Origin of the sequence: Streptomyces chiangmaiensis (assembly GCF_036281785.1) — a bacterium.
GTDB classification, from domain to species: Bacteria; Actinomycetota; Actinomycetes; order Streptomycetales; family Streptomycetaceae; genus Streptomyces; species Streptomyces chiangmaiensis.
In genome coordinates this window covers 41,927-64,395 of record NZ_JAYWVC010000025.1, presented here as the reverse complement: position 1 = coordinate 64,395, position 22,469 = coordinate 41,927, and the positions used below count along the sequence as shown (strand labels likewise).

At 69.0% G+C, this 22,469-nt stretch carries 23 protein-coding genes; 11 read left to right on the top strand and 12 right to left on the bottom strand.

The window, feature by feature from the left end:
• Nucleotides 1-156: 156 nt before the first annotated feature.
• Complete coding sequence (locus VXC91_RS11325; RefSeq protein ID WP_329506985.1) at nt 157-702, top strand: GNAT family N-acetyltransferase; 546 nt, start codon at nt 157-159, stop codon at nt 700-702.
• Here the strand turns inward: VXC91_RS11325 and VXC91_RS11320 are convergent.
• The 6 genes from VXC91_RS11320 to VXC91_RS11295 form a co-directional block, all read right to left on the bottom strand.
• Entirely contained in the window at nt 699-2,288 is a 1,590-nt protein-coding gene (locus VXC91_RS11320) for a type IV secretory system conjugative DNA transfer family protein (protein ID WP_329506984.1), read from the bottom strand. The two genes, VXC91_RS11325 and VXC91_RS11320, sit on opposite strands and share 4 nt — an antisense overlap.
• A 13-nt stretch (nt 2,289-2,301) precedes the next feature.
• Nucleotides 2,302-3,726 carry an ATP-binding protein gene (locus VXC91_RS11315; RefSeq protein ID WP_329506983.1) on the bottom strand — a complete coding sequence of 475 codons (1,425 nt, stop codon included), beginning with the start codon at nt 3,724-3,726 and terminating at the stop codon, nt 2,302-2,304.
• Between the two features lie 7 nt (nt 3,727-3,733).
• On the bottom strand, nt 3,734-5,293 hold the full coding sequence (locus VXC91_RS11310) for an SCO6880 family protein (RefSeq protein ID WP_329506982.1): 1,560 nt from the start codon (nt 5,291-5,293) through the stop codon (nt 3,734-3,736).
• Entirely contained in the window at nt 5,290-6,609 is a 1,320-nt protein-coding gene (locus VXC91_RS11305; protein ID WP_329506981.1) for a hypothetical protein, read from the bottom strand. Before VXC91_RS11305 ends, VXC91_RS11310 begins: the two co-directional genes overlap by 4 nt.
• Nucleotides 6,599-7,429: a hypothetical protein gene (locus tag VXC91_RS11300; protein WP_329506980.1), complete on the bottom strand. Its 831-nt coding sequence runs from the start codon at nt 7,427-7,429 to the stop codon at nt 6,599-6,601. Before VXC91_RS11300 ends, VXC91_RS11305 begins: the two co-directional genes overlap by 11 nt.
• A 226-nt stretch (nt 7,430-7,655) precedes the next feature.
• A complete protein-coding gene (locus tag VXC91_RS11295) occupies nt 7,656-7,964 on the bottom strand; it encodes a hypothetical protein (protein WP_043441655.1) in 309 nt (102 codons plus the stop codon).
• Between the two features lie 975 nt (nt 7,965-8,939).
• On the opposite strand from VXC91_RS11295, the gene VXC91_RS11290 reads away from it, so the two are divergent.
• The 5 genes from VXC91_RS11290 to VXC91_RS11270 all read left to right on the top strand — a co-directional run bounded on the left by VXC91_RS11290 (nt 8,940) and on the right by VXC91_RS11270 (nt 13,076).
• The gene (locus tag VXC91_RS11290) at nt 8,940-9,296 is read left to right on the top strand and encodes an ArsR/SmtB family transcription factor (protein ID WP_329506979.1); all 357 of its coding nucleotides are present in this window, start codon (nt 8,940-8,942) and stop codon (nt 9,294-9,296) included.
• Nucleotides 9,289-9,927, top strand: a complete 639-nt coding sequence (locus tag VXC91_RS11285) for an SRPBCC family protein (RefSeq protein ID WP_329506978.1) — start codon at nt 9,289-9,291, stop codon at nt 9,925-9,927. The genes VXC91_RS11290 and VXC91_RS11285 overlap by 8 nt, the downstream gene beginning before the upstream one ends.
• Before the next feature lie 222 nt (nt 9,928-10,149).
• Nucleotides 10,150-10,908, top strand: a complete 759-nt coding sequence (locus VXC91_RS11280) for a trypsin-like peptidase domain-containing protein (RefSeq protein ID WP_329506977.1) — start codon at nt 10,150-10,152, stop codon at nt 10,906-10,908.
• A 180-nt stretch (nt 10,909-11,088) separates the two neighbouring features.
• A complete protein-coding gene (locus VXC91_RS11275; protein ID WP_329506976.1) occupies nt 11,089-12,096 on the top strand; it encodes a bifunctional lytic transglycosylase/C40 family peptidase in 1,008 nt (335 codons plus the stop codon).
• Nucleotides 12,097-12,377: 281 nt separating this feature from the next.
• Nucleotides 12,378-13,076 (top strand): phosphatase PAP2 family protein, encoded by a 699-nt coding sequence (locus tag VXC91_RS11270; RefSeq protein ID WP_329506975.1) that lies wholly within the window; start codon nt 12,378-12,380, stop codon nt 13,074-13,076.
• Between the two features lie 108 nt (nt 13,077-13,184).
• Here VXC91_RS11270 and VXC91_RS11265 read toward each other — a convergent pair whose 3' ends face one another.
• Both VXC91_RS11265 and VXC91_RS11260 read right to left on the bottom strand, forming a co-directional pair.
• Nucleotides 13,185-14,750 (bottom strand): FAD-binding oxidoreductase, encoded by a 1,566-nt coding sequence (locus tag VXC91_RS11265; RefSeq protein WP_329506974.1) that lies wholly within the window; start codon nt 14,748-14,750, stop codon nt 13,185-13,187.
• Nucleotides 14,751-14,927: 177 nt separating this feature from the next.
• Nucleotides 14,928-15,089 (bottom strand): hypothetical protein, encoded by a 162-nt coding sequence (locus tag VXC91_RS11260; RefSeq protein ID WP_329506973.1) that lies wholly within the window; start codon nt 15,087-15,089, stop codon nt 14,928-14,930.
• A 120-nt stretch (nt 15,090-15,209) separates the two neighbouring features.
• Here VXC91_RS11260 and VXC91_RS11255 point away from each other — a divergent pair, with 120 nt between their 5' ends.
• Entirely contained in the window at nt 15,210-16,052 is an 843-nt protein-coding gene (locus VXC91_RS11255) for a hypothetical protein (protein WP_329506972.1), read from the top strand.
• Between the two features lie 198 nt (nt 16,053-16,250).
• On the top strand, nt 16,251-16,427 hold the full coding sequence (locus VXC91_RS11250; protein ID WP_329506971.1) for a hypothetical protein: 177 nt from the start codon (nt 16,251-16,253) through the stop codon (nt 16,425-16,427).
• Nucleotides 16,428-16,486: 59 nt separating this feature from the next.
• On the opposite strand, the gene VXC91_RS11245 is transcribed toward VXC91_RS11250, so the two are convergent.
• On the bottom strand, nt 16,487-16,840 hold the full coding sequence (locus VXC91_RS11245; RefSeq protein WP_329506970.1) for a metal-sensitive transcriptional regulator: 354 nt from the start codon (nt 16,838-16,840) through the stop codon (nt 16,487-16,489).
• A gap of 281 nt (nt 16,841-17,121) precedes the next feature.
• Between VXC91_RS11245 and VXC91_RS11240 the strand changes: the two genes are divergently transcribed.
• The 3 genes from VXC91_RS11240 to VXC91_RS11230 all read left to right on the top strand — a co-directional run bounded on the left by VXC91_RS11240 (nt 17,122) and on the right by VXC91_RS11230 (nt 19,442).
• Nucleotides 17,122-17,742 carry a DUF47 domain-containing protein gene (locus VXC91_RS11240; protein ID WP_329506969.1) on the top strand — a complete coding sequence of 207 codons (621 nt, stop codon included), beginning with the start codon at nt 17,122-17,124 and terminating at the stop codon, nt 17,740-17,742.
• A gap of 7 nt (nt 17,743-17,749) precedes the next feature.
• Nucleotides 17,750-18,748, top strand: a complete 999-nt coding sequence (locus VXC91_RS11235) for an inorganic phosphate transporter (protein ID WP_329506968.1) — start codon at nt 17,750-17,752, stop codon at nt 18,746-18,748.
• Between the two features lie 493 nt (nt 18,749-19,241).
• Nucleotides 19,242-19,442: a DUF5988 family protein gene (locus VXC91_RS11230; protein ID WP_329506967.1), complete on the top strand. Its 201-nt coding sequence runs from the start codon at nt 19,242-19,244 to the stop codon at nt 19,440-19,442.
• 101 nt (nt 19,443-19,543) lie between these two features.
• Here VXC91_RS11230 and pstB read toward each other — a convergent pair whose 3' ends face one another.
• From pstB to pstC, 3 genes are read right to left on the bottom strand one after another with little or no spacing between them, the layout of a single operon-like run.
• The gene (pstB, locus tag VXC91_RS11225; protein WP_329506966.1) at nt 19,544-20,320 is read right to left on the bottom strand and encodes a phosphate ABC transporter ATP-binding protein PstB; all 777 of its coding nucleotides are present in this window, start codon (nt 20,318-20,320) and stop codon (nt 19,544-19,546) included.
• Nucleotides 20,321-20,358: 38 nt separating this feature from the next.
• Nucleotides 20,359-21,420, bottom strand: a complete 1,062-nt coding sequence (pstA, locus tag VXC91_RS11220; RefSeq protein ID WP_329506965.1) for a phosphate ABC transporter permease PstA — start codon at nt 21,418-21,420, stop codon at nt 20,359-20,361.
• A complete protein-coding gene (pstC, locus tag VXC91_RS11215) occupies nt 21,417-22,424 on the bottom strand; it encodes a phosphate ABC transporter permease subunit PstC (protein WP_329506964.1) in 1,008 nt (335 codons plus the stop codon). The genes pstA and pstC overlap by 4 nt, the downstream gene beginning before the upstream one ends.
• Nucleotides 22,425-22,469: the final 45 nt, after the last annotated feature.

The window sequence follows — 22,469 nt, the reverse complement described above, 5'->3', positions numbered from 1 at the left end:
AAGTTTTGAGAAAGAGCCCCAACTCCGGGTATTTGCCCGTGAGTTGGGGCTCTTTCGCGTTCTGTCTCCGGTCGACGCCGGTCCTTGATCGTGTGCGGCCGTGGCTCCCGGGTAAATAAGGACGCTTCCGTCGCGCTCGGCCGTTACCGTGGCCGCATGTCTCACGTCATCCGCTCCATACGTCCCGAAGACTGGCCCGCCGCGAAGAACCTGCGGCTCGCCGCGCTCCAGGACCCGGTCGCCCATCTCGCGTTCCTGGAGACCTACGAGGACGCGGCCGCCAAGCCGGACTCGTTCTGGCAGGAACGTGCGGCACGAGGCGCAGAAGGGGAGACCGGGGCGCAGCAGATCATCGCCGAGACCCCGGACGGGACCTGGGTGGGTACCTTGACCGTGCTGGTCGAGGAGGCCGGCACGACGGACTGGGCCGGGTTCCCTGTGGAGCGGAGGCAGGGGCACGTCGTCGGCGTGTTCGTGCGGCCCGAACATCGCGGGACCGGGCTGACCAAGGCGTTGTTCGACGCCGGCCTGGAGTGGGCGTGGAAGCGCGGCGCAGAGCGGGTGCGGCTCATCGTCCACGAGGACAACGAGCGGGCCAAAGCCTTCTACCGCAAGGCCGGGTTCGTGCCGACCGGGGTCACCGTGCCGTTGTCGGGGGACGGGGAGGACTCGGAGTTGGAGATGATGGTCGAGCGGTCCTAGCGGTTCTGCACCGGCAGGTCGTAGTGCGGCCAGCGTGCGCGGGCCTGTTCGCGTGAGCGCAGCAGGGCCAGCGTCGGCAGGCCGCGGTCCGCTCCGGTGGAGAGCAGCTCGGGGAGCTGCGGGAGCGGAGCCACGGCCGCCACATCGTCCAGGACGAGGGTGAGTGGTGGGTCGAGGCGACCGGAAGATGACCGTTCGGCCATGCGCCGGCCGCGCTCGACCACGCTGGAGGCGAGGGCCGTCAGCAGCGGCATGGCGCCGGGGTGCTGCCTGGGGTCCTCGATGGATTCACCCACCACATAAAGCGTGCCCCCTTCGTTGACGAAGGAATCCAAGGCAAGGCTGTCACTTCGGTTGGCTGTGCATGCCTCGCGGATATTGACCGTGAAGAGGCAGGACAGCGCACGTGCCGTCAGTTCCTGTGCCACGTCCCGGCGTTCGGGGTGCGAGGTGAGCGCGGCCTCCAGCTCGCCGGCCGCACCCGATGACGCCTTGGGGTTCGTCCGCAGTGCTCGTACCGCCTCCTGGACCTGGGTGCCCTGGGCCCAGCGGTGGATGTGCCGGATGGTGCGGCTCTCTACGGCCGCCGCGTGCAGATAGCTCCGCAGGAGCGTCTCCGCGACGTCCGCGACCGCCTGGTCGATACGGGCCGTGGGGCGGACCGGGGCGAGCAACGCGACGGCGCGGGCCGCCGCGGTGGCCTTGTCCTCGCAGCCGGCGGACGGGGACCAGTGGAGCCGGGCCGGGGTGTCGCACAGATGCGAGGGGTCGTAGAGAAGGACCGGGCCGAGCTTGGCGCGCGCGTCCTTCGTGTCGGACCACAGCTCGGGGCTCGACGTGACGACCAGCACGGGCCCCTCGGCGTCGCGTACGGCCTGGGCGGCGGCGGGATGACGGGTGTCGGGCGCGCCGAGGACGACCGACGCGGGCGTCGACGGGGTGGACGGTGAAGCCTTGTGCCCGGTCCGCTCGCTCATCGCGCCGGCGTGTTCAGTGGCCCTGATGACGGCCTCCGCGGTGGCGGTGGCGACCTGTTCGACGGCGGTCTGGGCGGGAGCCGGGGGCTCGGGGGCACGGTGCTCCACCGCACCGGGGCGGGGTGTGGGAACCGGTGCCGGATCGGCGACCAGCGTCGTGCCGGCGTCCCGGGCCGGGACACCCACGGCCGGGGTCGGCGGGCCGGCGGCGGGTGCCGGCGCAACGGCGGTCGGGGCCGCGGCCCTGTGGCGCGCCCGTAGCGCCTTCCAGCGTGCCACCGTGCCGATCGCGAAGACGGTCAGCACGAACAGCACCATCAGTTCGCTTATGAACAGGCCCCAGAACAGCCCGTAGCCGGAGAGCTGGCCCGCCGGGGTGCCGGGCCAGGCGGCCGCGATGTCATGGGGCTCGGCGATCAGGTGGCGCATCGCCACCGGAGTGCTGCTGAGCCGTACCCCGTGGGGCCACGCGCCGTGGGCGAACCAGCCCGCGAGGCCCGTGGCCGTCCACACCATCAGCGTCACACCGAGCAGGAAGGCCAGCACGCCCACCAACAGACCGTCGGGGATGCCGCCCTGGCCGTCCCGCTGCTCCTTGCCTGGTCTCATCGGGATCCCATGCCTATGCCACCGTGGACTCGGACGAGCCGTCCATGTCGGTCAGCCGCTGTTCCATGAATGCTGCCGCCCGCTCCTCCGCCTCCAACTCCGCCGCGTGCAGTGCGTCGTCCGTCTGCCGGTCGCGGGCCGATTCCGTCATCGCGCGGTCGGTGAACACGAGCGGCCGCTCGGTCTCCGTGACCAGGTGCTTGACCACCTGGACGTTGCCGTTGACGTCCCAGACCGCGATACCGGGCGTCAGCGTCGGGATGATCTCCACGGCCCAGCGTGGCAGGCCGAGGACCCGCCCGGTCGCCCGTGCCTCGTCAGCCTTCTGGGCATAAATCGTCCTGGTCGACGCCATCTTGAGGATCGCGGCCGCCTCCTTGGCGGCGGCCCCGTCCACCACGTCGCTGAGGTGGTGGACGACCGCCACGAAGGACAGACCGAGCCGCCGGCCGAACTTCAGCAGTCGCTGGAACAGCTGGGCGACGAACGGGCTGTTGATGATGTGCCAGGCCTCCTCGACCAGGAAGATGCGCTTCTTCCGGTCGGGGCGGATCCAGGTGTGCTCCAGCCAAACGCCCACGATCGCCATCAGGATCGGCATGGCGATCGAGTTGCGGTCGATGTGGGACAGGTCGAACACGATCAGCGGCGCGTCGAGGTCGATGCCGACCGTCGTGGGCCCGTCGAACATGCCCCGCAGGTCACCGTCGACCAGGCGGTCCAGGACCAGCGCCACGTCCAGGCCCCAGGCCCGGACGTCGTCCAGCGCGACGTTCATCGCCTCGGCGGACTCGGGCTCGGGGTGGCGCAGCTGTTCGACGATGTCCGTCAGTACCGGCTGGCGCTCGACGATGGTCTCGTTGACGAAGGCGTGCGCGACCTTCAGGGCGAAGCCGGACCGTTCGTCCAGGCCGTGCCCCATCGCTACCTCGATGATCGTGCGGAGCAGCGCGAGCTGTCCTGTCGTCGTGATCGCGGGGTCGAGCGGGTTGAGCCGGATGCCGTGGTCGAGCGCAGCCGTCGGGTCGAGCCGGATGGGAGTTATCCCCAGCTCCTCCGCGATCAGGTTCCACTCGCCGACCCCGTCCTCGCCCTGGGCGTCGAGGACCACGACCTGCCGGTCGCGGAAGCGCAGCTGGCGCAGGACGTACGTCTTCTCCAGGGCCGACTTGCCGTTGCCGGACTCTCCGAGGACGAGCCAGTGCGGCGCCGGGAGCTGCTGACCGTACAGCTGGAAGGGGTCGTAGATGTAGCCCTTCCCGGAGTACACCTCGCGGCCGATGATCACGCCGGAGTCGCCGAGGCCGGGCGCGGCCGTCGGCAGGTAGACGGCCTGGGCCTGGCCTGTGGAGGTGCGGACGGGCAGCCGGGTGGTCTCGACCTTGCCGAAGAGGAAGGACGTGAAGGCGTCGGTCAGGACGGACAGCGGATCCCGCATCAGGTCCTTACCTCCGAATGCCGGTGGCGAAGGGGAGCGTGTTGACGAAGGCGCGGTGGTGCTCGCGGTCGCACCACTCCAGCTTCAGGTAGGACTTTCCGGCCGAGGCCCGGATGGTCCGCTTGTCCCGGGCCAGCGCCTCCGGCGAACGGGCGGAGACGGTGATGTAGCCGACCAGGTTGACGCCCGCGGCGCCACTGGCTAGGTCCTCGCCGCGCTGGTCGAGTCGGGAGTGGGCGGCGATGTCACGCGGGTCGACGGTGCGGTTCATCTTGGCCGCTCGGCTGGTCTCCGCCTCGTCGTTCGTCTTCTCGGTCAGCATGCGTTCGATGGCGACCTCGGTGGGTTCGAGGTCCATGGTGACGGCGACCGTGCGGATGACGTCCGGGGTGTGGACCAGGAGCGGCGCCAGGAAGTTGACGCCGACCGGCGTCATCGGCCACTCCCTGACCCACGCGGTGGCATGGCACCAGGGCGCACGCGTCGACGACTCGCGGGTCTTGGCCTGGAGGTAGGTGGGCTCCATGGCGTCGAGTTCGGCCGGCCAGGCGTTGCGCCTGGTCATCGCCTGGATGTGATCGATGGGATGGTCGGGGTCGTACATGGAGTGGATGAGGGAGGCGAGCCGTCCCTGGCCCAGCGGCTGCCGCACTCGGATGTCGGCTTCCTGGAGCCGCGAGCAGATGTCGGTGAGCTCACGCGCCATGACGACCGCGAGGCCCGCGTCCCGGTCGACCTTCCTGCCGCCCTGCGGGCGAGCGGCCCGCGCCATGGCCTGGGCCTCGGCGGCCAGTTCACGGGTGTAGTGCATGCAGGCCACAAGGTAGGCGCGGTGCTGCTCGCTGCTCGTCGACACCATGGACTGGAGCTGGTCGTACGACTGCCGCAGCCAGGCCGGGGAGCGGCCGTCGCCCCGCTGGGCGACGTCCTTCGCGTGCGCGTCCGGGTCGGCGGGCAGGGTGCGGGCGAGCATCTGGAGGCGGGTGACGAAGCCGTCACCGTTCGCAACATGCTTCAGGAGCGTGCCGAAGCGGTCGACCAGGGCCTCCTGGTCCTCGCTGTCGCGCAGGCCGACGCCGGGGCCCTCGATCTCGATGGCGGCCGTCACGGTCCGCCGGTCGGCGTGCAGCAGTACGGCGATCTCGTCGGGTCCGAACGGGGCGGCGAGCCAGGTGATGCGCCCGATGCCCGGGGGCGGTCCGATCTCGACCTCGCGTCCGTCGAGGCGGGTGCCGGCTTCCATCACGCTGCTTCGGTACGTCGTTCCCTGCCGCAGCGTCCTCTTGTACGTGCGGTTGATCTCGAACCACTTGTAGAACGTGCGGTGCTTGTACGGGACGTACACGGCGGCCAGGGCGAGCAGCGGGAAACCCATCAGGAGCACGATACGCAGCGCGAGGAGGGGGACGAGGAGCCCGCACATCATTCCGAGGAACGCGCCCGCGATGATCAGCGCGATCTCGCCGGACTCGCGGTTGCGGCCGATGATCGCGTTCGGCCGGGCGCGGCCGATCAGATACGTCCGGCGGGGCGTGACCGGATGGGACACGTGGGACTCGGTCGTCAACGCCCTTCACCTCCCGTGCGATGAGTACTGCTGTTGCGGGTGCTACTGGCGTGCGGGGTGTCGGCGGGGCTGGTGCGCGGCGGAGGCGCTGCGGCGGGGACGGATCCGCCGCCCGGGGTGCGGGTGCTGTGTGCGGCCACGCCGCCGGACATGGGGTTGGCGGGGCGCGGCGGCTGGTTGCCGCCGCCGCCGTTGCTGTCGGCGCGCGTGCTGTGGGTCTTGATGCCCTGGGCGACGAGGGTGGCCGGGGAGCTGATGACGGCGGCGGCCTTGCGTTCGGCGCCCTGCATGATGCGGTTGTTGCGGGAGGCGGCGATCTCGTCGCCGAAACCGGGCACGAACCGGTAGATCATGGCGCTCGCGAAGATGGCGAGCAGGATGATGGCGAGTCCGGAGACCACGGCCGCAAGGGAGTCCGGTCCGTCGTCTGTGGCCAGGGCGCCGGCGAGCCCGAGCACGATGACGATCACCGGCTTGACCAGGATCACGGCGATCATGATGCCCGCCCAGCGGCGGACGTGGACCCAGAGGTTCTTGTCGACGAGGCCCGAGTAGACGACGACGCCGAGGAGGGCGCCGACGTACAGCAGGACGGCCCGCAGGAACAGTTCCATGTAGAGAACGCCCGCCGCGAGGATCGACACGAGCGACACCAGGATCAGCATGATGGGGCCGCCGCCGATGTCTGTTCCCTTGCTGAGCGCGCCGGAGAACGCGCCGAAGAACGTGGTGGTCTGGTCGCCGGTGGCCTTGGCGAGGACGTCACTGACGCTGTCGGTCGCGGACACGACCGTGTAGAGCACCAGGGGGGTGAAGGCGGAGGCCAGCACGGTGAGCCAGAGGAAGCCGACCGCTTCGGAGAGGGCGGTGGTGAGCGGGACGCCCCGCACGGCCCTCTTGGCCACGGCCAGCAGCCACAGCAGGAGGGTGAGGATGGTCGACGCGGCGAAGACGATCTCGTACTGGTGCAGGAACTGCTGGTTGGTGAAGTCGACGCCGGCGGTCTCCTTCACGGCCTCGCTGAGCTTGTCGACGGTCCAGGAGGCGGCGTCAGCACAGCCCTTGGCGAGGGAGGAGAGGGGGTCGAGGGTGTCGGTGAGGGGGTTGGAGTCGGTGCCGGGGCCTCCGGGGGTGTTGCCGTTTTCGCAGTACTGCTTGGCCGGGCCGACGATGAGATCGCAGTTGCTGTCTGACTGAGGGGGCGATGGGGAGGGGGATGGTGCTGCGGCGGCTCGCGTGGCCATCCAGACGGCGGAGGCCTGTACGGCCGTGAGTACCGCAGCGACGTTGAGAGTGCGGAGTGGCCTATCGGGCATAGCTGAAGCCTCCGAACTCCTCGACGGCCTTCGAGATCTCCTCAGACGTTGAGATCTTGTTGTCGCCGTTGACAGGCGCTGGGCCTTCCTTCTGGAAAAAGCTGGCGACCTTCCAATCGCCGCTGGACCAGCGCATGGCGAACGTCATGGTGAAGTAGTCGTTGGAGACTGGGTTCGTCGACTCATCGCCCGTCGTGCCGAACACACCGGTGCACCAGACCTCGACGGTCGCCGTGGTGTCCGAGTACTTGGTGGTCTTGGTGCCGATGGGCATCGTGCGCGAGACGTACGTGTGGCCCGCGGTCGGGTTGCCGCTCTCGTCCAAGCCGACGTTGTTCAGGAAGTCCTTGTTGTACGCCTTGTTGAACTTGTCGGCGAGTGCGGGCACCTGGTTGGGGACGAATACCTGCTGCAGGATCTCGCTGCGCCGCGCGGGCCTCAGGATGTCGGCCGAAACCAACGCCACCGCATAGTTCGCCGCGGCCGACTCCGCCCCCTGCTGGTCGTGCGCGAAGCCCGACGGGATGCCAGCCGACTTCGACTTGACCGGGCGCGTGCCGGAGGCAGCCGTGGAGGCCGTGTTCGGCTTGTTGTTGCCGTTGCCCGAGGAGGAGTCCCCGCCCCCACGGTTCGCGAAGGCGATCGCCGCGACCAGGAGGACCACCACGCCGACGACCGTGACCAGGCTGCGGGACGATGACCGGCCCCGCCGGGCACCCCCGTACACATCGCCCCCCCGCTCGGGCAGCCGCGTCCGGGTCTGTCCCACTCCGCCGTACTGCTCGTCGCCCCCGCCGGAGGCACCGTTATCGAGATTCACGCCGCGCACGCCCCCTCGACCTCGTAGTCGATCCGCATCTCGTGTCGGAACTCGTAGAAGTACGACGGTAGCCGTGCTGGCTTCCGCGCGGGCGCGGTGTGGTGACTCGACATCTGGGGAACGCAACCTCAGCCGGTGGGCGCGACGGACGGATGGGTCGGAGGGTGGGAACCGGGCGCACCCGAGGACTGACGGTGCGTCAGGGTTGTGGTGGCCCGGGCCGGGCCTAGACGGCCATGCCGTAGACGATCGTGAACAGGGTGCCGAGCGAGCCGATGATGAAGACCCCGGTCAGGCCCGCGATGATGAGGCCCTTGCCCTGCTCGGCGCTGAACGTGTCGCGCAGGGCCGTTGCGCCGATGCGCTGTTTGGCCGCGCCCCAGATCGCGATCGCCAGGCAGAGAAGGATGGCGACGGCCATCACGACCTCGACCATCACGCGAGCCTCGTTGCCCAGGCTGCCGAAGGGACCCCAGTCTGGGGCGATACCGCCGATGATCGTGTTGATGTCGCCTTTTGCGGCCGCGAGATGCATGTAAGTCACCGCCCCTAGTGGGTAGTTCCGTACCCCCTGCCACCATCGCAGAGGTCAGGGTCATTGTCGCTGACGATGACGCTGTCGTATGTCGACTTGGCGTCATTGATTGGCGGGTTTCGTACGTGTCCCTTGCTTCCGGCCCGCGCGGGACCCTCGCGGGAGCGTGGGACGGTGTACTGAGGAGCATCTGGTCACTCTGTGTATCATGCCTGGTCACGCCGGGCAACGAGGCCTAAGTGGAACCTCCGGTGCAGCTCCGCCGACGGCCTCCTTCGTGCCGCGAGGGCCTGGGTCGGCCCGCGGTACGGCCCGGACGTGTGGACCGTTCTGTATGAGTGTCACCCATACGAGCCAAAGGCTATCGCTGGACGGCGGAACGGGCAGCGACCGGGTGCCACGGCCCGTTCTCCTGGTGCGCCGACGGACAGGGTCCCCGCGGTCCCCCGCCGCCGGCCTCCCCTGCGGTTGGAGGTCGGCCGGTACGGGCCGCGACTCCCTCCGTTCGCTTCAAGGCGGCCGGATGCTCGGGTCAACCCGCCTGGCCGGAGGGGAGGGAGGGTGTGGAACCGGTCGGGCTCCCCTTCCTGGATCAGTCGTTGAGGCCGATCGGGCCCGAGAGGCCGTCGTGGCTGCGGCACTTGGCGTGGTCCGCCTGCGTGCCCGGGCGTTCTGCGCACCGGTGCGGATACCGGTCGGCAGCCCGCGGAAGACGATGACTTGTTGGGTACGTGGCAACAGAGTCGACAGCAGCACCTTCGGGAAATCTGACGGCCGCCTTATCCAACAAGGCCTGCGTCGCACGTGTCGATGGCCGCCCGATGGTCCACTGGTGACCGTTTGACGCAACTCCCGGGAGATTTCCCGGGTTTCCCTCGGGGTGTCCTCGCGTGTCCGCCCGCTGGGCCGGGTGGTCCGCGCATCTCGCTTATTCACCGCTGGCTTATATAAGCGACTGCTGATACCTTGCCCCTCATGCACGCATTCGATGTGCTCGGAGACCCGGTGCGCCGCAGGATCCTCGAACTGCTGGCCGACGGGGAGATGGCGTCCGGGGCGGTCTGCGAGGTCATCACGGCGGAGTTCGGGATATCGCAGCCCGGGGTCTCCCAGCATCTGAAGGTGCTGCGCGAGAACGGATTCGCAACGGTGCGGCCGGAGGGGACGCGGCGCCTGTACGCGGTGAACTCCGAGCCGCTGCGGGACATCGACGAGTGGATCGGGCGTTTCCGGCGCTTTTGGACCCCACGGCTGGACGCGCTGGAAACGGAGTTGGCACGGGGGAAGCGGGAGCGCCGCCTGGGGCGCCCGAAAGGAGAGAGTGATGGCTGACGGCATCGATGTCACGCACGAGATCAATGCGGTACGGCGGCAGGTGGGCCGGTGGGTGTTCAAGGCGGGCGAGGCGCGGGTGGTGACGGTCTCGCGTACGTACGGCTCCTTGCTCGACGACGTCTGGGACGCGTGTACGAACCCCGAGCGCATTCCGCGCTGGTTCCTACCGGTCTCCGGAGACCTCCGCGTCGGCGGCCGCTTTCAGCTCGAGGGCAATGCGGGCGGCACGATCGAGCGGTGCGATCCGCCGAAGAGCTTCTTCGCGACCTGGGAGTACGGCGGTGAGGTGAGCTGGATCGAGCTGCGCCTGACGCCGGTGGAGGATGGCGGGACGCGATTCGACCTGGAGCACATCGCCCACGTGGACGACGAACGCTGGGCGGAGTTCGGTCCGGGGGCAGTGGGCGTGGGTTGGGACACGGGCCTGCTGGGCCTCTCGCTGTACCTGGCGACCGGGGCCGCCATGGATCCTGCGGAGGGCATGGCGTGGCTGATGTCGGACGCAGGGCGCCGCTTCGTGACGTTGAGCAGCGAGGCGTGGCGGGAGGCGAACGTGGCGGCGGGCGAACCGGAGGAGTCGGCGCGGGCGGCGGCGGACCGGACGACGGCGGCGTACACCGGCGGCTAGGCCCTGCCTTCGGGGGCCTTTGACTGCGTCTGTGGACCGTCCTTCGTACACGCATGCGTAGACCCTTCGGGGGAAAGGTGCCGGTCTTGCCCGGTGCGTCCGAAAGGGGGAGGTCGCCTGGGCCTCATGCCCACGCCGGCCTGTGGCAATAGGGGGCCTCACAGAGGAATTTCAGAGTGCTCGCAGAGTCTTTCTCACCTTTGTGGGTCACAGTGGGAGGTGATGAACCGCATCCCACGCCTCCCTGGCAACCGGCGGCACGCCTTCTTCGGCGCCCTTGTGCTGCTGGCCGTCACGACCTCCTCCGTGTCGGCGGCCGACGGCGGCCCCGGTCCGCTGGGGGTGACCACCGTGGCGAAGGCCACCATGGCCGGCGCCAAGGTCGGTGCGCTCTTCGGAGCGGGCGACTCGCTGGAGGGCGGCCACTTCTGCACGGCCTCCGTGGTTCACAGCCCACGAGGCGATCTGATCGTGACCGCCGCGCACTGTCTGAGCGGCGGCACGATGTGGTTCGCACCCGGCTACCGGGAGGGCAGGGCGCCGTACGGGGTGTGGAAGGTGACCAGGACGTTCGTCGACGACGCCTGGAGCGGTGACGAGGACGAGGACAGCGACGTCGGCTTCGCCACGCTGGAGTCCATCGGCGGTGTCGACGTCGAGGACGTCGTCGAGGCCAACCGGTTCGTCACCGGGCGCGCGACCGGAGCGACCGCGGTCACCGTCACGGGGTACCCCGACTCCGAGGAGACACCGATCACCTGCACCAACAAGCCGGCCGTGCTCAGCAGTACCCAACAGAGCATCGACTGCCCGGGCTTCACCAGCGGCACCAGCGGCAGCCCATGGGTGAACGCCGACGGCGAGGTCGTGGGTGTCCTCGGCGGCCATGAGCAGGGCGGCTCCACCCCGGACGTCTCCTACAGCGTTGTGCTGGGGGACGAGGCCGCGGACCTGTACCGGGCGGCCTCGGGTCTGCAGTAGCGGCGGTTCCCGACGGCGCTCCGGCGTCCGCCGACGGGTCACCGTACGTACGCCGTCGCCGCGCTTGCCCGGTTGGCCGATCTCGTACGTCCGTGTGGCCGGACCAGGACTTTTCGGGGTCCGGCCGCCCTGCGCGCCCCTACACTGACCCTCGGCGGACTCCCGTGCGGCGAGGGGCGGTTGACGGTGCGCAAGGCGTGGATCTGGACGACGGTCGCCGTCGGTGCCGCGCTCAGCTTCGTGATGGTCCTCGTCGTCGGGGTCTACCTGGTCGCCGGCAACCTCGCCAACGTCATCGCAGGGAGGTCCGCCGGGCTCGCCAAGAACGCCGTGCCGGCCGCGTATGCGACACTCGTCCAGAAATGGGGCAATCTGTGCGGCGCGATCAACCCCGCACTGCTCGCCGCCCAGCTCTACCAGGAGAGCGGCTTCAACCCGAACGCCAAGAGCCCCGCGAAGGCCGAGGGGATAGCGCAGTTCATCCCCGGCACCTGGGCCATTCACGGCATCGACGGCAACGGCGACGGGGTGGCCGACGTGTGGGACCCGCGCGACGCCATCCCCTCGGCCGCCTCGTACGACTGCAAGCTCGCCTCCTATGTGAAGGACGCGCCGGGGAACCCGACGGAGAACATGCTCGCGGCGTACAACGCGGGGGCGTACGCGGTCATCAAGTACGGCGGTGTGCCGCCGTACCGGGAGACCCAGAACTATGTGAAGACCATCACCACCCTGGCGAAGAGCTTTGCCGCGCCCGTCCAGCGGCTCGAGCCGTCGAAGCAGGCGGCAGGCGCCATCTACTACGCGCAGAAGAAACTCGGCACGCCCTACCTGTGGGGTGGCAACGGCACCGCCGACCAAGGCGGGCGATTCGACTGCTCCGGATTGACCAAGGCCGCGTACGCGAGCGTGGGCATCACCCTGCCGCGCGTCGCCAACGACCAGTACAACGCCGGACCTCACCCGAAGCGGGACGAACTGCTCCCGGGCGACCTGGTGTTCTTCTCGCACGACCCGGCCGATTCCCGCGCCATCCATCACGTCGGGATCTATGTCGGCGGCGGCTACATGATCGACGCGCCCAGGACCGGTGCCGTGATCCGTTTCGACCCGATCGACACCGCCGACTACTTCGGTGCGACGCGGGTCACCGAAGATGGCGCGAAAGCGCTGCCCACGACGGTGTGAATCGGGGTGTGAACGACACGTCGAAGGGTGCGCGCTGGCTGGAACTCTCTCCTGTGTGTGCCCCCCTGAACTGCGAAGACGAGTCTCTCTTCGATAACGTCTGCGTGATCATTAGGTGGAATGCGGAACGTGAGGAAGAGGGCCGTGCGTTCCTTCTGACGTAGAACGTCGACGTGCGGCGGACGGCTTGACGTGGAGCGGATCTACGACCACGGGGGGTGGTGGAGCGGCGCGCACGCGCGCGTCGTGGAACGCGACAGAGGACGAAGGGGCCGCGCACGATGGCTGGACTCGCCGAATCCGGGTCGAACCCCGACGTCGATCTGCTGTACGACATCAATGGCCTGGCCAAGGAAGTGCCGCACTGGCTCGACCGCGGCTTGGGACACGTCGGCGAGTACGGTCTTCTGGTCGCCATGGTCCTGCTGGTCCTGTCGTGCTGGTGGACCGTGCGCCGACGGGGTGGCGAGGCCGTCGCGTCCTCCATGGCCTCGCTCGTCTGGGCGCCGCTGGCCGCCGGCATCGCCCTGCTGGTGAACGTGCCGATCCGGGGCTTCGTGGAACGCCCGCGTCCGTTCGTCGACCACCAGGGACTCGACGTCCTCGTCTCCGCCAGGAGCGGATACTCCTTCGTGAGCGACCACGCCACGCTCACGATGGCGATGGCCGTCGGAGTGTTCGTCGCCGACCGGAAGTTCGGCCTCGTCGGCCTCGGACTCGCGCTCCTCGAGGGGTTCTGCCGAGTCTACCTGGGGGCGCACTACCCGACGGACGTCATCGGCGGCTTCGCCCTCGGCACGGCGGTCGTCCTGCTGCTCTCCCCGCTCGCCACGGCCATGCTCACCCCGCTCATGAAGGCGATCGAGCACTCGCCGCGTGCCGGACGGCTGATCCTCGCCCGCGAGGCGCGGTCCGCGGACCCCCCGATCTCCGGCACCCGGACGGACTGTCCGACGGAGGAGCGGGGTCTGGCGGCGTGACGGAGGGGACGGATCCCCGGCCACGCCCGACAGCCGCCGCCCGCCGGCCAGGCTCCGGTGAGCGCCTGTCGGCTGCCGGTCGCCCGTGGCCGGGGGGTCCCGTGTTCGTCAGAGTGCCTGCGGGAACGTGAAGAACCCGTTCGGGTCGTACTGGTGCTTCAGCTGTACCAGCCGGGGGGCCGCGTCGCCGTAGTACGCCTTCCGCCAGTTCGTCAGGGTGGAGTCCGTGTAGTTCTGGTACGCGGCCCCGGACCCGTAGCCGCGCATGGACGCGTGCGCGGACGTCAGCCAGGACTGGGCCGTCGTCCCGGAGGTGCCCGCGTGCCAGCTCGCGATGTACTGCGCCAGCATGCGCGAGCGGCGGTGGACGAACGCCGTCGCCGTCGGTGAGACCCGGTTGACCGCGCCGCCGAGGGCGGTGAACGCGACGCTGCCCGCGCCGCCCCGCGCCTGCGCGATCTGATCGATGATCGTCTGGATGCCCGCCGCGGGGATCGAGCGGTCGAAGAAGTCGGAGCGGGCCGCGTACGTCTCGCGGCCGAGGGCACCCTGCGCCGAGCGGCCCGGCGTCGAGCCCGGCAGATGGCACTGGGCCTCGGTGGGGAAGGACGAGCAGCCCGCGTACGCCTCCATCGCGTCCTCGTACGAATGCCGCTTGAGTGAGACGCTGCGGGCCGGAGCACCCACCCGCGCGGCCAGGCGGTCCACCGCGTTCTGGAGTTCGCCGTAGGTGCCGAGCGAGAACGCGGCGACCGAGACGCTCGGCGAGCCGCCGTTCTCGAGGTGGCAGGAGGACCAGATCTCGTCCGGCTGGTCCGGGCCCCACTCCTGCCACGCCTCGAGCACCGCCGCAGCCTGGGACCAGGGCCAGGTCATGTAGGCCGTCACCGCCTGGGGCGCGGGATGCGTCCTGAACCGCAGTTCGGTGACGACGCCGAAGTTCCCGTTGCCCGCGCCTCGCAGGGCCCAGAAGAGCTCCGTGTTCTCGGTGGCGCTCGCGACGAGCTGCTTGCCGTCCGCGGTGATCAAGGTCGCCTGGGTGAGGCTGTCGCAGGTCAGTCCGTACGCCCGGGAGACCACGCCGTGGCCGCCGCCGAGCGTGAGGCCCGAGACGCCGACAGTGGGGCAGGAGCCGGCGGGTATCGTCACGCCTTTCGCGGTCAGCGCGCGGTAGACGTCGATCAGCTTGGACCCGGCGCCGACCACCGCCTCGCCGGAGCTCGCTCGTATCGTGTTCAGCTTGCCCACATCGATGATCAGACGGCCGTCCCCGGAGGACCAACCGGTGTAGGAGTGACCTCCGTTGCGTATCGCGACCTTGACGCCCTGGGCGCGGGCGTACGACAGCACGGTGCGGATGTCGTCGGCGTGCGCCACGTACGCGACGGCCGCGGGCTTCAGGGAGTCGAAGCGGGTGTTGTAGAGCTGGTGGGCGGTCGTCCAGGCGCGGTCGCCGGGGCGGAGCAGGGCGCCGTCCAGGTCCTTGGACAGGGCCTTCCAGTCGGCGGCGGCATGGGTGCCGGTCGCGGCCGTGGACGTGGCCGGGGTGGTGGTCGTACGTACCGACGTGCCGGTGGCGGACGATGTGCCGCTGCTGCCACCGCCGCTGCACGCCGCGGTGACCGCCGTCGCGACCGTGGCGGTGGCACCGCCGATGAACGTACGCCGTTGCATGTGCGCCTCCCATAGGTTCCGTGGAATGAGATGGCGCCTCGTGGCAGAAAGTTCGCAGGGGCGTGCCACAGAACGGCTACAACGCCCGTGTCGCGTACGCCCGAATTGCCCGGTGTGGACCCCAGTAGGACTGTCCCCGGGGCGGGTTGCGCAGCCGGGGTCGCCGAAGCCCCGGTCCTAGGCGGCCGTGTGCTTCTCGGCGTCCGCTCTGGCCAGGCTGCGTGCTCTGCGCGCGGGTCCCCGCCAGCCGCAGCTGCAACGGGCCACGCAGAAACGGCCCTGTTCGACGGTCGAGGTGCGGTGCTCCAGCGGAATGGTGGGGGTGTTCTGTCGCTCCACTCCGACAAGGTTACCCGGGGCAATTGTCCAGCCGTGCGAGCGCGTGACGGGTCCCTCGACCCGTCGTTAAGCGGAACGACAGGAGGGCACCGGGACAGACCGGCTGGGGGTAGGCAGGTGATGGTGGTGCGGCGGCACGGTCGGGTCGGTGCGGCGATCGTCGCGGCGGTGGGACTGCTCGTCTGTGGCGCCTCGCTCGCCGGATGTTCGAGCGGTGGGGCCGCCGCCGACGACGCGCGCTCCGGCCCGGGCGCCCTCGAGACGCTTCGGCAGTCGGCCGCAACCCTGGTGCGGGCGGGCAGTTCCAGGGCTCGTACGTCGATGGAGATGGCCACCGGAGGCACCCGGGTCACCATCCGCGGCGAAGGCGTCTACGACTACCGCGAACGGCTCGGCCGTCTGAGGGTGACCCTGCCGCTGGACCCCTCTGGCGCCGAGGAGCACCGCCCCATCACCGAACTGCTCGCCCCGGGCGCCCTGTTCATGAAGAACCGGGGTGCGGGTGTGCCTGCCGACAAGTGGGTGCGGGTCGACACGACCGCGCTCAGCGACGGCAATCTCGTCACGGGCGGCGCCACCGACCCCTACGCGGCCGCCGAGTTGCTGCGGGGTGTGCGGCAGGCCACGTATGTGGGGCGCACCGAGGTCGCGGGAACGCCGGTGCGGCACTACCGCGGGATCGCCGACATCGGGCTCGCGGCGCAGAGCGCGTCCGGCGACAACAAGGCGTCGCTGCAGGCCGCAGCGAAAGGCTTCGCCACGGCCGAGGTGCCGTTCGACGCCTATCTCGACGACCAGGGCCGCATCCGGAAGATCCGCCACCGGTTCAGCTTCGTCAACGGCCGGCAGAAGACCGCCGTCGCGGTGGCCTCGACGACCCTGCTCTATGCGTTCGGGGCCCCCGCCGATGTACGGCTGCCGGACACCAAGGACATCTACGCCGGGAAGATCGCCGCGCAGTGACCCGGGCCGGGGCCGGGCTCGCGCCCGGACGAGGGCGCGAGCCCGGGAGGCCGGTCCTGTTCGCCCGAAGCGGGTGGGAAACGACCGGGGACACTCCGGAAAGTGGCGCGGCTGAGGGGCCGGAAATGGTCCGTCCGTGCCATGCGCGGTGCGTAGCCGCTCCCTACTCTAGGAAGCCGATGACGGCAGAAAGAGGTGATGCACGTGGCTCCGGTCGGCGGTACGGCAGTTCAGGACCACGTGGCCCTCGCCGAGATCGAGCTGTGCGGCGACCTGATCATCGCGGCCTCCGCCGCACACGAGGACCGGCTCAGTCTTGAGAGCATCGACGAGGTGCTGAAGGTGGCCGAGGAAAGGAACACCTCCGGCGGGTGAGCTGTGCGCCGTGGGGAAACGGGGGCCCCTACCCGCGATCCCACACAATGTCGGGAACATCACGTCCGCAGGAGGCGGCCGATCGCCTTCGTCGCCTCCTCCACCTTCTCGTCGATCTCCGTCCCGCCCTTGAGTGCGGCGTCCGCCACGCAGTGGCGCAGATGCTCCTCCAGAAGCTGGAGGGCGAAGGACTGGAGGGCCTTCGTGGAAGCGGAGACCTGCGTGAGTATGTCGATGCAGTACACATCCTCGTCGACCATCCGCTGCAGACCCCGGATCTGGCCCTCGATACGGCGCAGCCGCTTGAGGTGCTCGTCCTTCTGCTTGTGGTAGCCGTGGATGCCCCGGTCGTGGTCGGTCACCACGGTCCCGGTGCTCTCGGGGGGCGCTGCCGCGCCGGTCTCGCTCGTCATCGCGTCCTCCCGTTGACAGCCGCCCCGGGGAGCAGGATCCGGACAGACGACCGTCGGTCCAGGATCCGTGTATCCCGGTACGGACACATACCCCTGGTGGGTATATGGTAACGAACTTTGCTGGGTATAGGGCCCTTGGCCGACGCCGTGGTCGCCCCCGTACCGCCCCCGTGCGGACCACGCTGCTCGATGGGCGACACTGGGGGACGGCCCCTTAGCCGTGGCCGGTTGATGCCCCTAGCATCAGCCTGACCGAAACCGAAGCATCTTGAGGACCCCACGTGCGCTTTCGTCTGACCCCCAGGGAGACGAGCTTCTACGACATGTTCGCCGCATCCGCGGACAACATCGTCACCGGCTCGAAACTCCTGATGGAACTGCTCGGGGCGGACGCCTCCGCTCGGGCCGAGATCGCAGAGCGTATGCGGGCCGCGGAACACGCTGGTGACGACGCCACGCACGCGATCTTCCACCAGCTGAACTCCTCGTTCATCACGCCGTTCGACCGTGAGGACATCTACTCTCTCGCGTCCTCCCTCGACGACATCATGGACTTCATGGAGGAAGCCGTCGACCTGGTCGTCCTCTACAACATCGAGGAACTGCCGAAGGGCGTCGAGCAGCAGATCGAGGTGCTGGCCAGGGCAGCGGAGCTCACGGCGGAGGCCATGCCGAACCTGCGCACGCTGGAGAACCTCACCGAGTACTGGATCGAGGTGAACCGCCTGGAGAACCAGGCGGACCAGATCCACCGCAAGCTGCTCGCCCATCTGTTCAACGGCAAGTACGACGCGATCGAGGTCCTCAAGCTCAAGCAGATCGTGGACGTGCTGGAGGAAGCGGCGGACGCCTTCGAACACGTGGCCAACACCGTGGAGACCATCGCGGTCAAGGAGTCCTGAGGCGTCCATGGACACCTTTGCTCTGATCCTGACCATCCTGGTCGCACTCTTCTTCGCGTATACCAACGGCTTCCACGACTCGGCGAACGCCATCGCGACATCGGTGTCGACCCGTGCGCTGACACCGCGGGCGGCGCTGGCGATGGCCACGGTGATGAACCTCGCCGGTGCGTTTCTCGGCAGCGGGGTCGCGAAGACGGTCAGTGAGGGCCTGATCGAGACGCCCGTGGGCGGCAAGGGGATGGGGATCCTCTTCGCCGCGCTGACCGGTGCCATCGTCTGGAACCTGATCACCTGGTACTTCGGCCTGCCGTCGTCCTCGTCGCACGCGTTGTTCGGCGGACTGGTGGGTGCAGCGCTGGCGGGCGGTACGACGGTCTACTGGTCCGGAGTGCTGGACAAGATCATCACCCCCATGTTCCTGTCGCCGGTCGTGGGCCTGATCGTCGGCTATCTGGTGATGATGTTGATCATGTGGATCTTCCGCCGCGCCAATCCGCACAAGGCGAAGCGAGGATTCCGCATAGCGCAGACGGTGTCGGCGGCCGGCATGGCCCTCGGCCACGGTCTGCAGGACGCGCAGAAGACGATGGGCGTCGTGGTGATGGCGCTGGTCATCGCCGACGTGCAGAACTACGGGGACCCGATCCCGGTGTGGGTCAAGCTCATCTCCGCGGCGATGCTGTCCCTCGGTACCTACGCCGGCGGCTGGCGCATCATGCGCACACTGGGCCGCAAGATCATCGAACTTGATCCGCCCCAGGGATTCGCGGCGGAGACCACCGGCGCCTCGATCATGTTCGTGACGGCGTTCCTGTTCAAGGCCCCGATCTCGACGACACACGTCATAACGTCGGCGATCATGGGCGTGGGTGCGACGAGGCGGGTGAACGCGGTGCGATGGGGCATCGCGAAGAACATCGTCCTGGGCTGGTTCATAACGATGCCGGCGGCCGCGTTCGTGGCGGCGGGCGCCTTCTGGCTGATCAACCTGGCGTTCCTGTAACCGCCGGAGGTCCCGACGCCGACGGGACCCTTTCGCCGTCCGCTTCCCTGGCCGGTTCGAGGCCGCCGGGCGCCGTGTCGCCCGTACCCCCCGGCTGTGCCGACCGCTCCCAAGGGCCTCGTGCCCCACCTCTCGGGTGCCGCCTCTTTGGAACCCGCGCCTGCCGCCTCCCCTGGCCGTTCCACAGGACCCCACCCCGCAACGTGGCGTGACGTTTCCGCCTCAGGGGGCCGTCCCGGGCCCGGCGGGCCCCCGATACCGCGTCGCCCCGGTCCGTGGCCGTGAGCCCCTGCTCATGCCGCGCTGTCGGTGGTGGCTGCTTCCGCGGGGAATGCCTCGACGCCACCTGCTCCGGCGCCCGGACCGCACCTGCCGCCCCGCGCCAGGAGACCCCGCTCCGGTGCCCGACGCCCGCCGTGCCCGGACCATGCGCCACGCGCGGCCGGGGTCCGGTTCGAGATGCGGGCACCGGAGTGGGGGCAAGACTGGAGCTATGACTAGCAAGGCACTCCTCGAGGGCGGACCGGACGATCTGGCAGGCAAGATCGTGCCGGTCGTGCCCCCGGGACAAGAGCTGAAGATTCCGCACCGCGGCGGATACGAGCACTACAAAGTCACGTCGCGCCACGAGGACACCCAGGAGGGGCAGGTGAACGTCTACCGCTGGTGGGAACGGACGGAGCTCGCTGAATGAACAACACGAACGGGCCCGCCCCCGGGAGCCGGGGGCGGGCCCTTCGACCTCGCGGTGGCACCGCCATGCAGCACCGCGAGGGGTTTACACAGACCGTCGGATCAGCCGAAGCGGCCCGAGATGTAGTCCTCCGTCGCCTGGACGGACGGGTTGGAGAAGATCCGCTCGGTCTCGTCGATCTCGATCAGCCTGCCGGGCTGGCCCACGGCCGACAGGTTGAAGAACGCCGTGCGCTCCGAGACTCGCGCCGCCTGCTGCATGTTGTGCGTCACGATGACGATCGTGAAGCGCTCCTTCAGCTCGCCGATCAGGTCCTCGATGGCGAGGGTGGAGATCGGGTCCAGGGCGGAGCAGGGCTCGTCCATCAGCAGGACGTTCGGCTCGACCGCGATCGCGCGGGCGATGCACAGACGCTGCTGCTGACCACCGGACAGGCCGGAGCCCGGCTTGTTCAGGCGGTCCTTCACCTCGTTCCAGAGGTTCGCGCCCTTGAGGGACTTCTCGACGATGTCGTTCAGTTCCGACTTCTTGTAGTTGCCGTTCAGGCGCAGACCCGCGGCCACGTTGTCGAAGATCGACATGGTGGGGAAGGGGTTCGGGCGCTGGAAGACCATGCCGACCTCACGGCGGACGCTGACCGGGTCGATGCCGGCGCCGTAGAGGTTCTCGTCGTCCAGGAGCACCTTGCCCTCGACACGCCCACCGGGCGTGACCTCGTGCATGCGGTTGAGTGTCCGCAGAAACGTCGACTTGCCGCAGCCGGAGGGACCGATGAACGCTGTCACCGATCGCGGCTCGACCGTCATCGAGATGTCCTCGATCGCCTTGTGGGAGCCGTAGTAGGCGGTGAGTCCGCTTACGTCGATTCGCTTGGCCATGACTACTTCACTTCCAGTATCAGTCGCTGATGGCCGCGTCAGCGACCGGTCTTCGGGGCCTTCCAGCGGGCGATGCCGCGGGCAACCAGGTTGAGGATCATCACGAAGGCGATCAGGGTGAGAGACGCCGCCCAGGCACGGTCGTACGCCGCGTTGGCGCCCGCGCTGTTCGAGTACTGCTGGTAGATGTACAGCGGCAGCGACTGCTGCGCACCCTCGAACGGGTTCGCGTTGATGAAGCGGTTGCCGAACACCAGGAGCAGTACGGGCGCGGTCTCACCGGCGATACGGGCGATCGCCAGCATGATGCCGGTGGTGATGCCACCGATGGAGGTCGGTAGGACCACCTTCAGGATGGTGCGCCACTTGGGGACGCCCAGCGCCAGGGAGGCCTCGCGCAGCTCGTTCGGGACGAGCTTGAGCATCTCCTCCGTGGACCGGACCACAACCGGCATCATCAGGATGGCCAGGGCCAGCGAACCGGCGAAGCCGAAGGGCTGCATGTCGAAGATCAGCATCAGGCTGAGGATGAACAGACCGGCGACGATCGACGGGATACCGGTCATCACGTCGACGAAGAAGGTGACGGCCTGAGCGAGGCGGCCACGACCGTACTCCACGAGGTAGATCGCGGTGAGCACACCGATCGGCGCGCCGATCACGGTGGCGAGGCCGACCTGCTCGAGGCTGCCGAGGATGGCGTGGTAGATGCCACCGCCGGGCTGGGAGTCCGCGACGATGCCCATCGAGTGGGTCAGGAAGTAGACGTCGAGGACCTTCACACCGCGCGCGATGGTCGTCCAGACGAGGGAGACCAGCGGCACGACGGCGAGCAGGAAGGCGACCCACACGAGCGACGTCGCGATGCGGTCCTTGGCCTGACGACGGCCCTCGACACGGGCGGCGATGCCGTACATGGCGACCAGGAAGAAGACGGCGGCGATCAGGCCCCACTGGATGTGGCTGCTCAGACCGGCGGCGGCGCCGATGCCGCTCGCGACGGCGATCGAGCCGAGGGCGACGACCCACGGAGTCCACTTGGGGAGTCTGGCGCCGCGCAGCGTGCTGGGGCGCTTGTCGGCGACGGCTGCGTGGCTCATGCGTTGGCCCCCGAGTACTCCTTGCGGCGGGCGATGATCACGCGAGCCGCGCCGTTGACCAGCAGGGTGATGACGAAGAGGACGAGACCGGAGGCGATCAGCGCGTCACGGCCGCTCTCCGTCGCCTCGCTGAACTTGCTGGCGATGTTCTGGGCGAAGGTGCCGCCGCCCGGGTTGAGCAGGCTGGCGTGGATGAGGAAGTCCGGGGAGAGCACGGTGGCCACGGCTATCGTCTCACCGAGCGCGCGGCCGAGGCCGAGCATCGAGGCGGAGATGACACCGGAGCGGCCGAAGGGCAGGACGGCCATGCGGACGACCTCCCAGCGCGTGGCACCGAGGGCCAGGGCCGCCTCCTCCTGCATCTGCGGGACCTGGCGGAAGACCTCGCGGCTTACGTTGGTGATGATCGGCAGGATCATGATCGCGAGCAGGATGCCGGCGGTGAGCATCGAGCGGGGGGCGCCGCCCTCCCAGGAGAAGATGCCCGTCCAGCCGAAGTACTCGTTCAGCCAGCCGAAGAGGCCGCCCAGGTTCGGTACGAGGACCAGGGCGCCCCACAGGCCGTAGACGATGGACGGCACGGCGGCGAGCAGGTCGATCACATACGCGATGGGCCCGGAGAGCCTGCGCGGGGCGTAATGCGTGAGAAAGAGCGCGATGGCCACCGCGATCGGGACCGCGATGATCATGGCGATGATCGAGGACACCACCGTGCCGAAGGCCAGTACGGCGATACCGAAGACCGGCGGGTTGAGGCTGGTGTTCCACTCGAAGGTGGTCAGGAAGTTTCCGTGGTCCGTGCCGATGGCGAGGGTCGCACGGTAGGTGAGGAAGGCCGCGATCGCGGCCATGATCACCAGCAGCAGGATGCCCGACCCACGGGAGAGACCGAGGAAGATCCGGTCTCCGGGTCGGGTGGCGCCATGGGTGGCACGCTTCAGCCGGCCCGAGGCCGGCCGGGGGGCGGGGGGAGGTGCTTCTGTGTTCTGTGTAGATATGTCCATCGGGATCTCCGGTCTGCGGAGCCGTACGCGCTGTGCGGCTCCTGG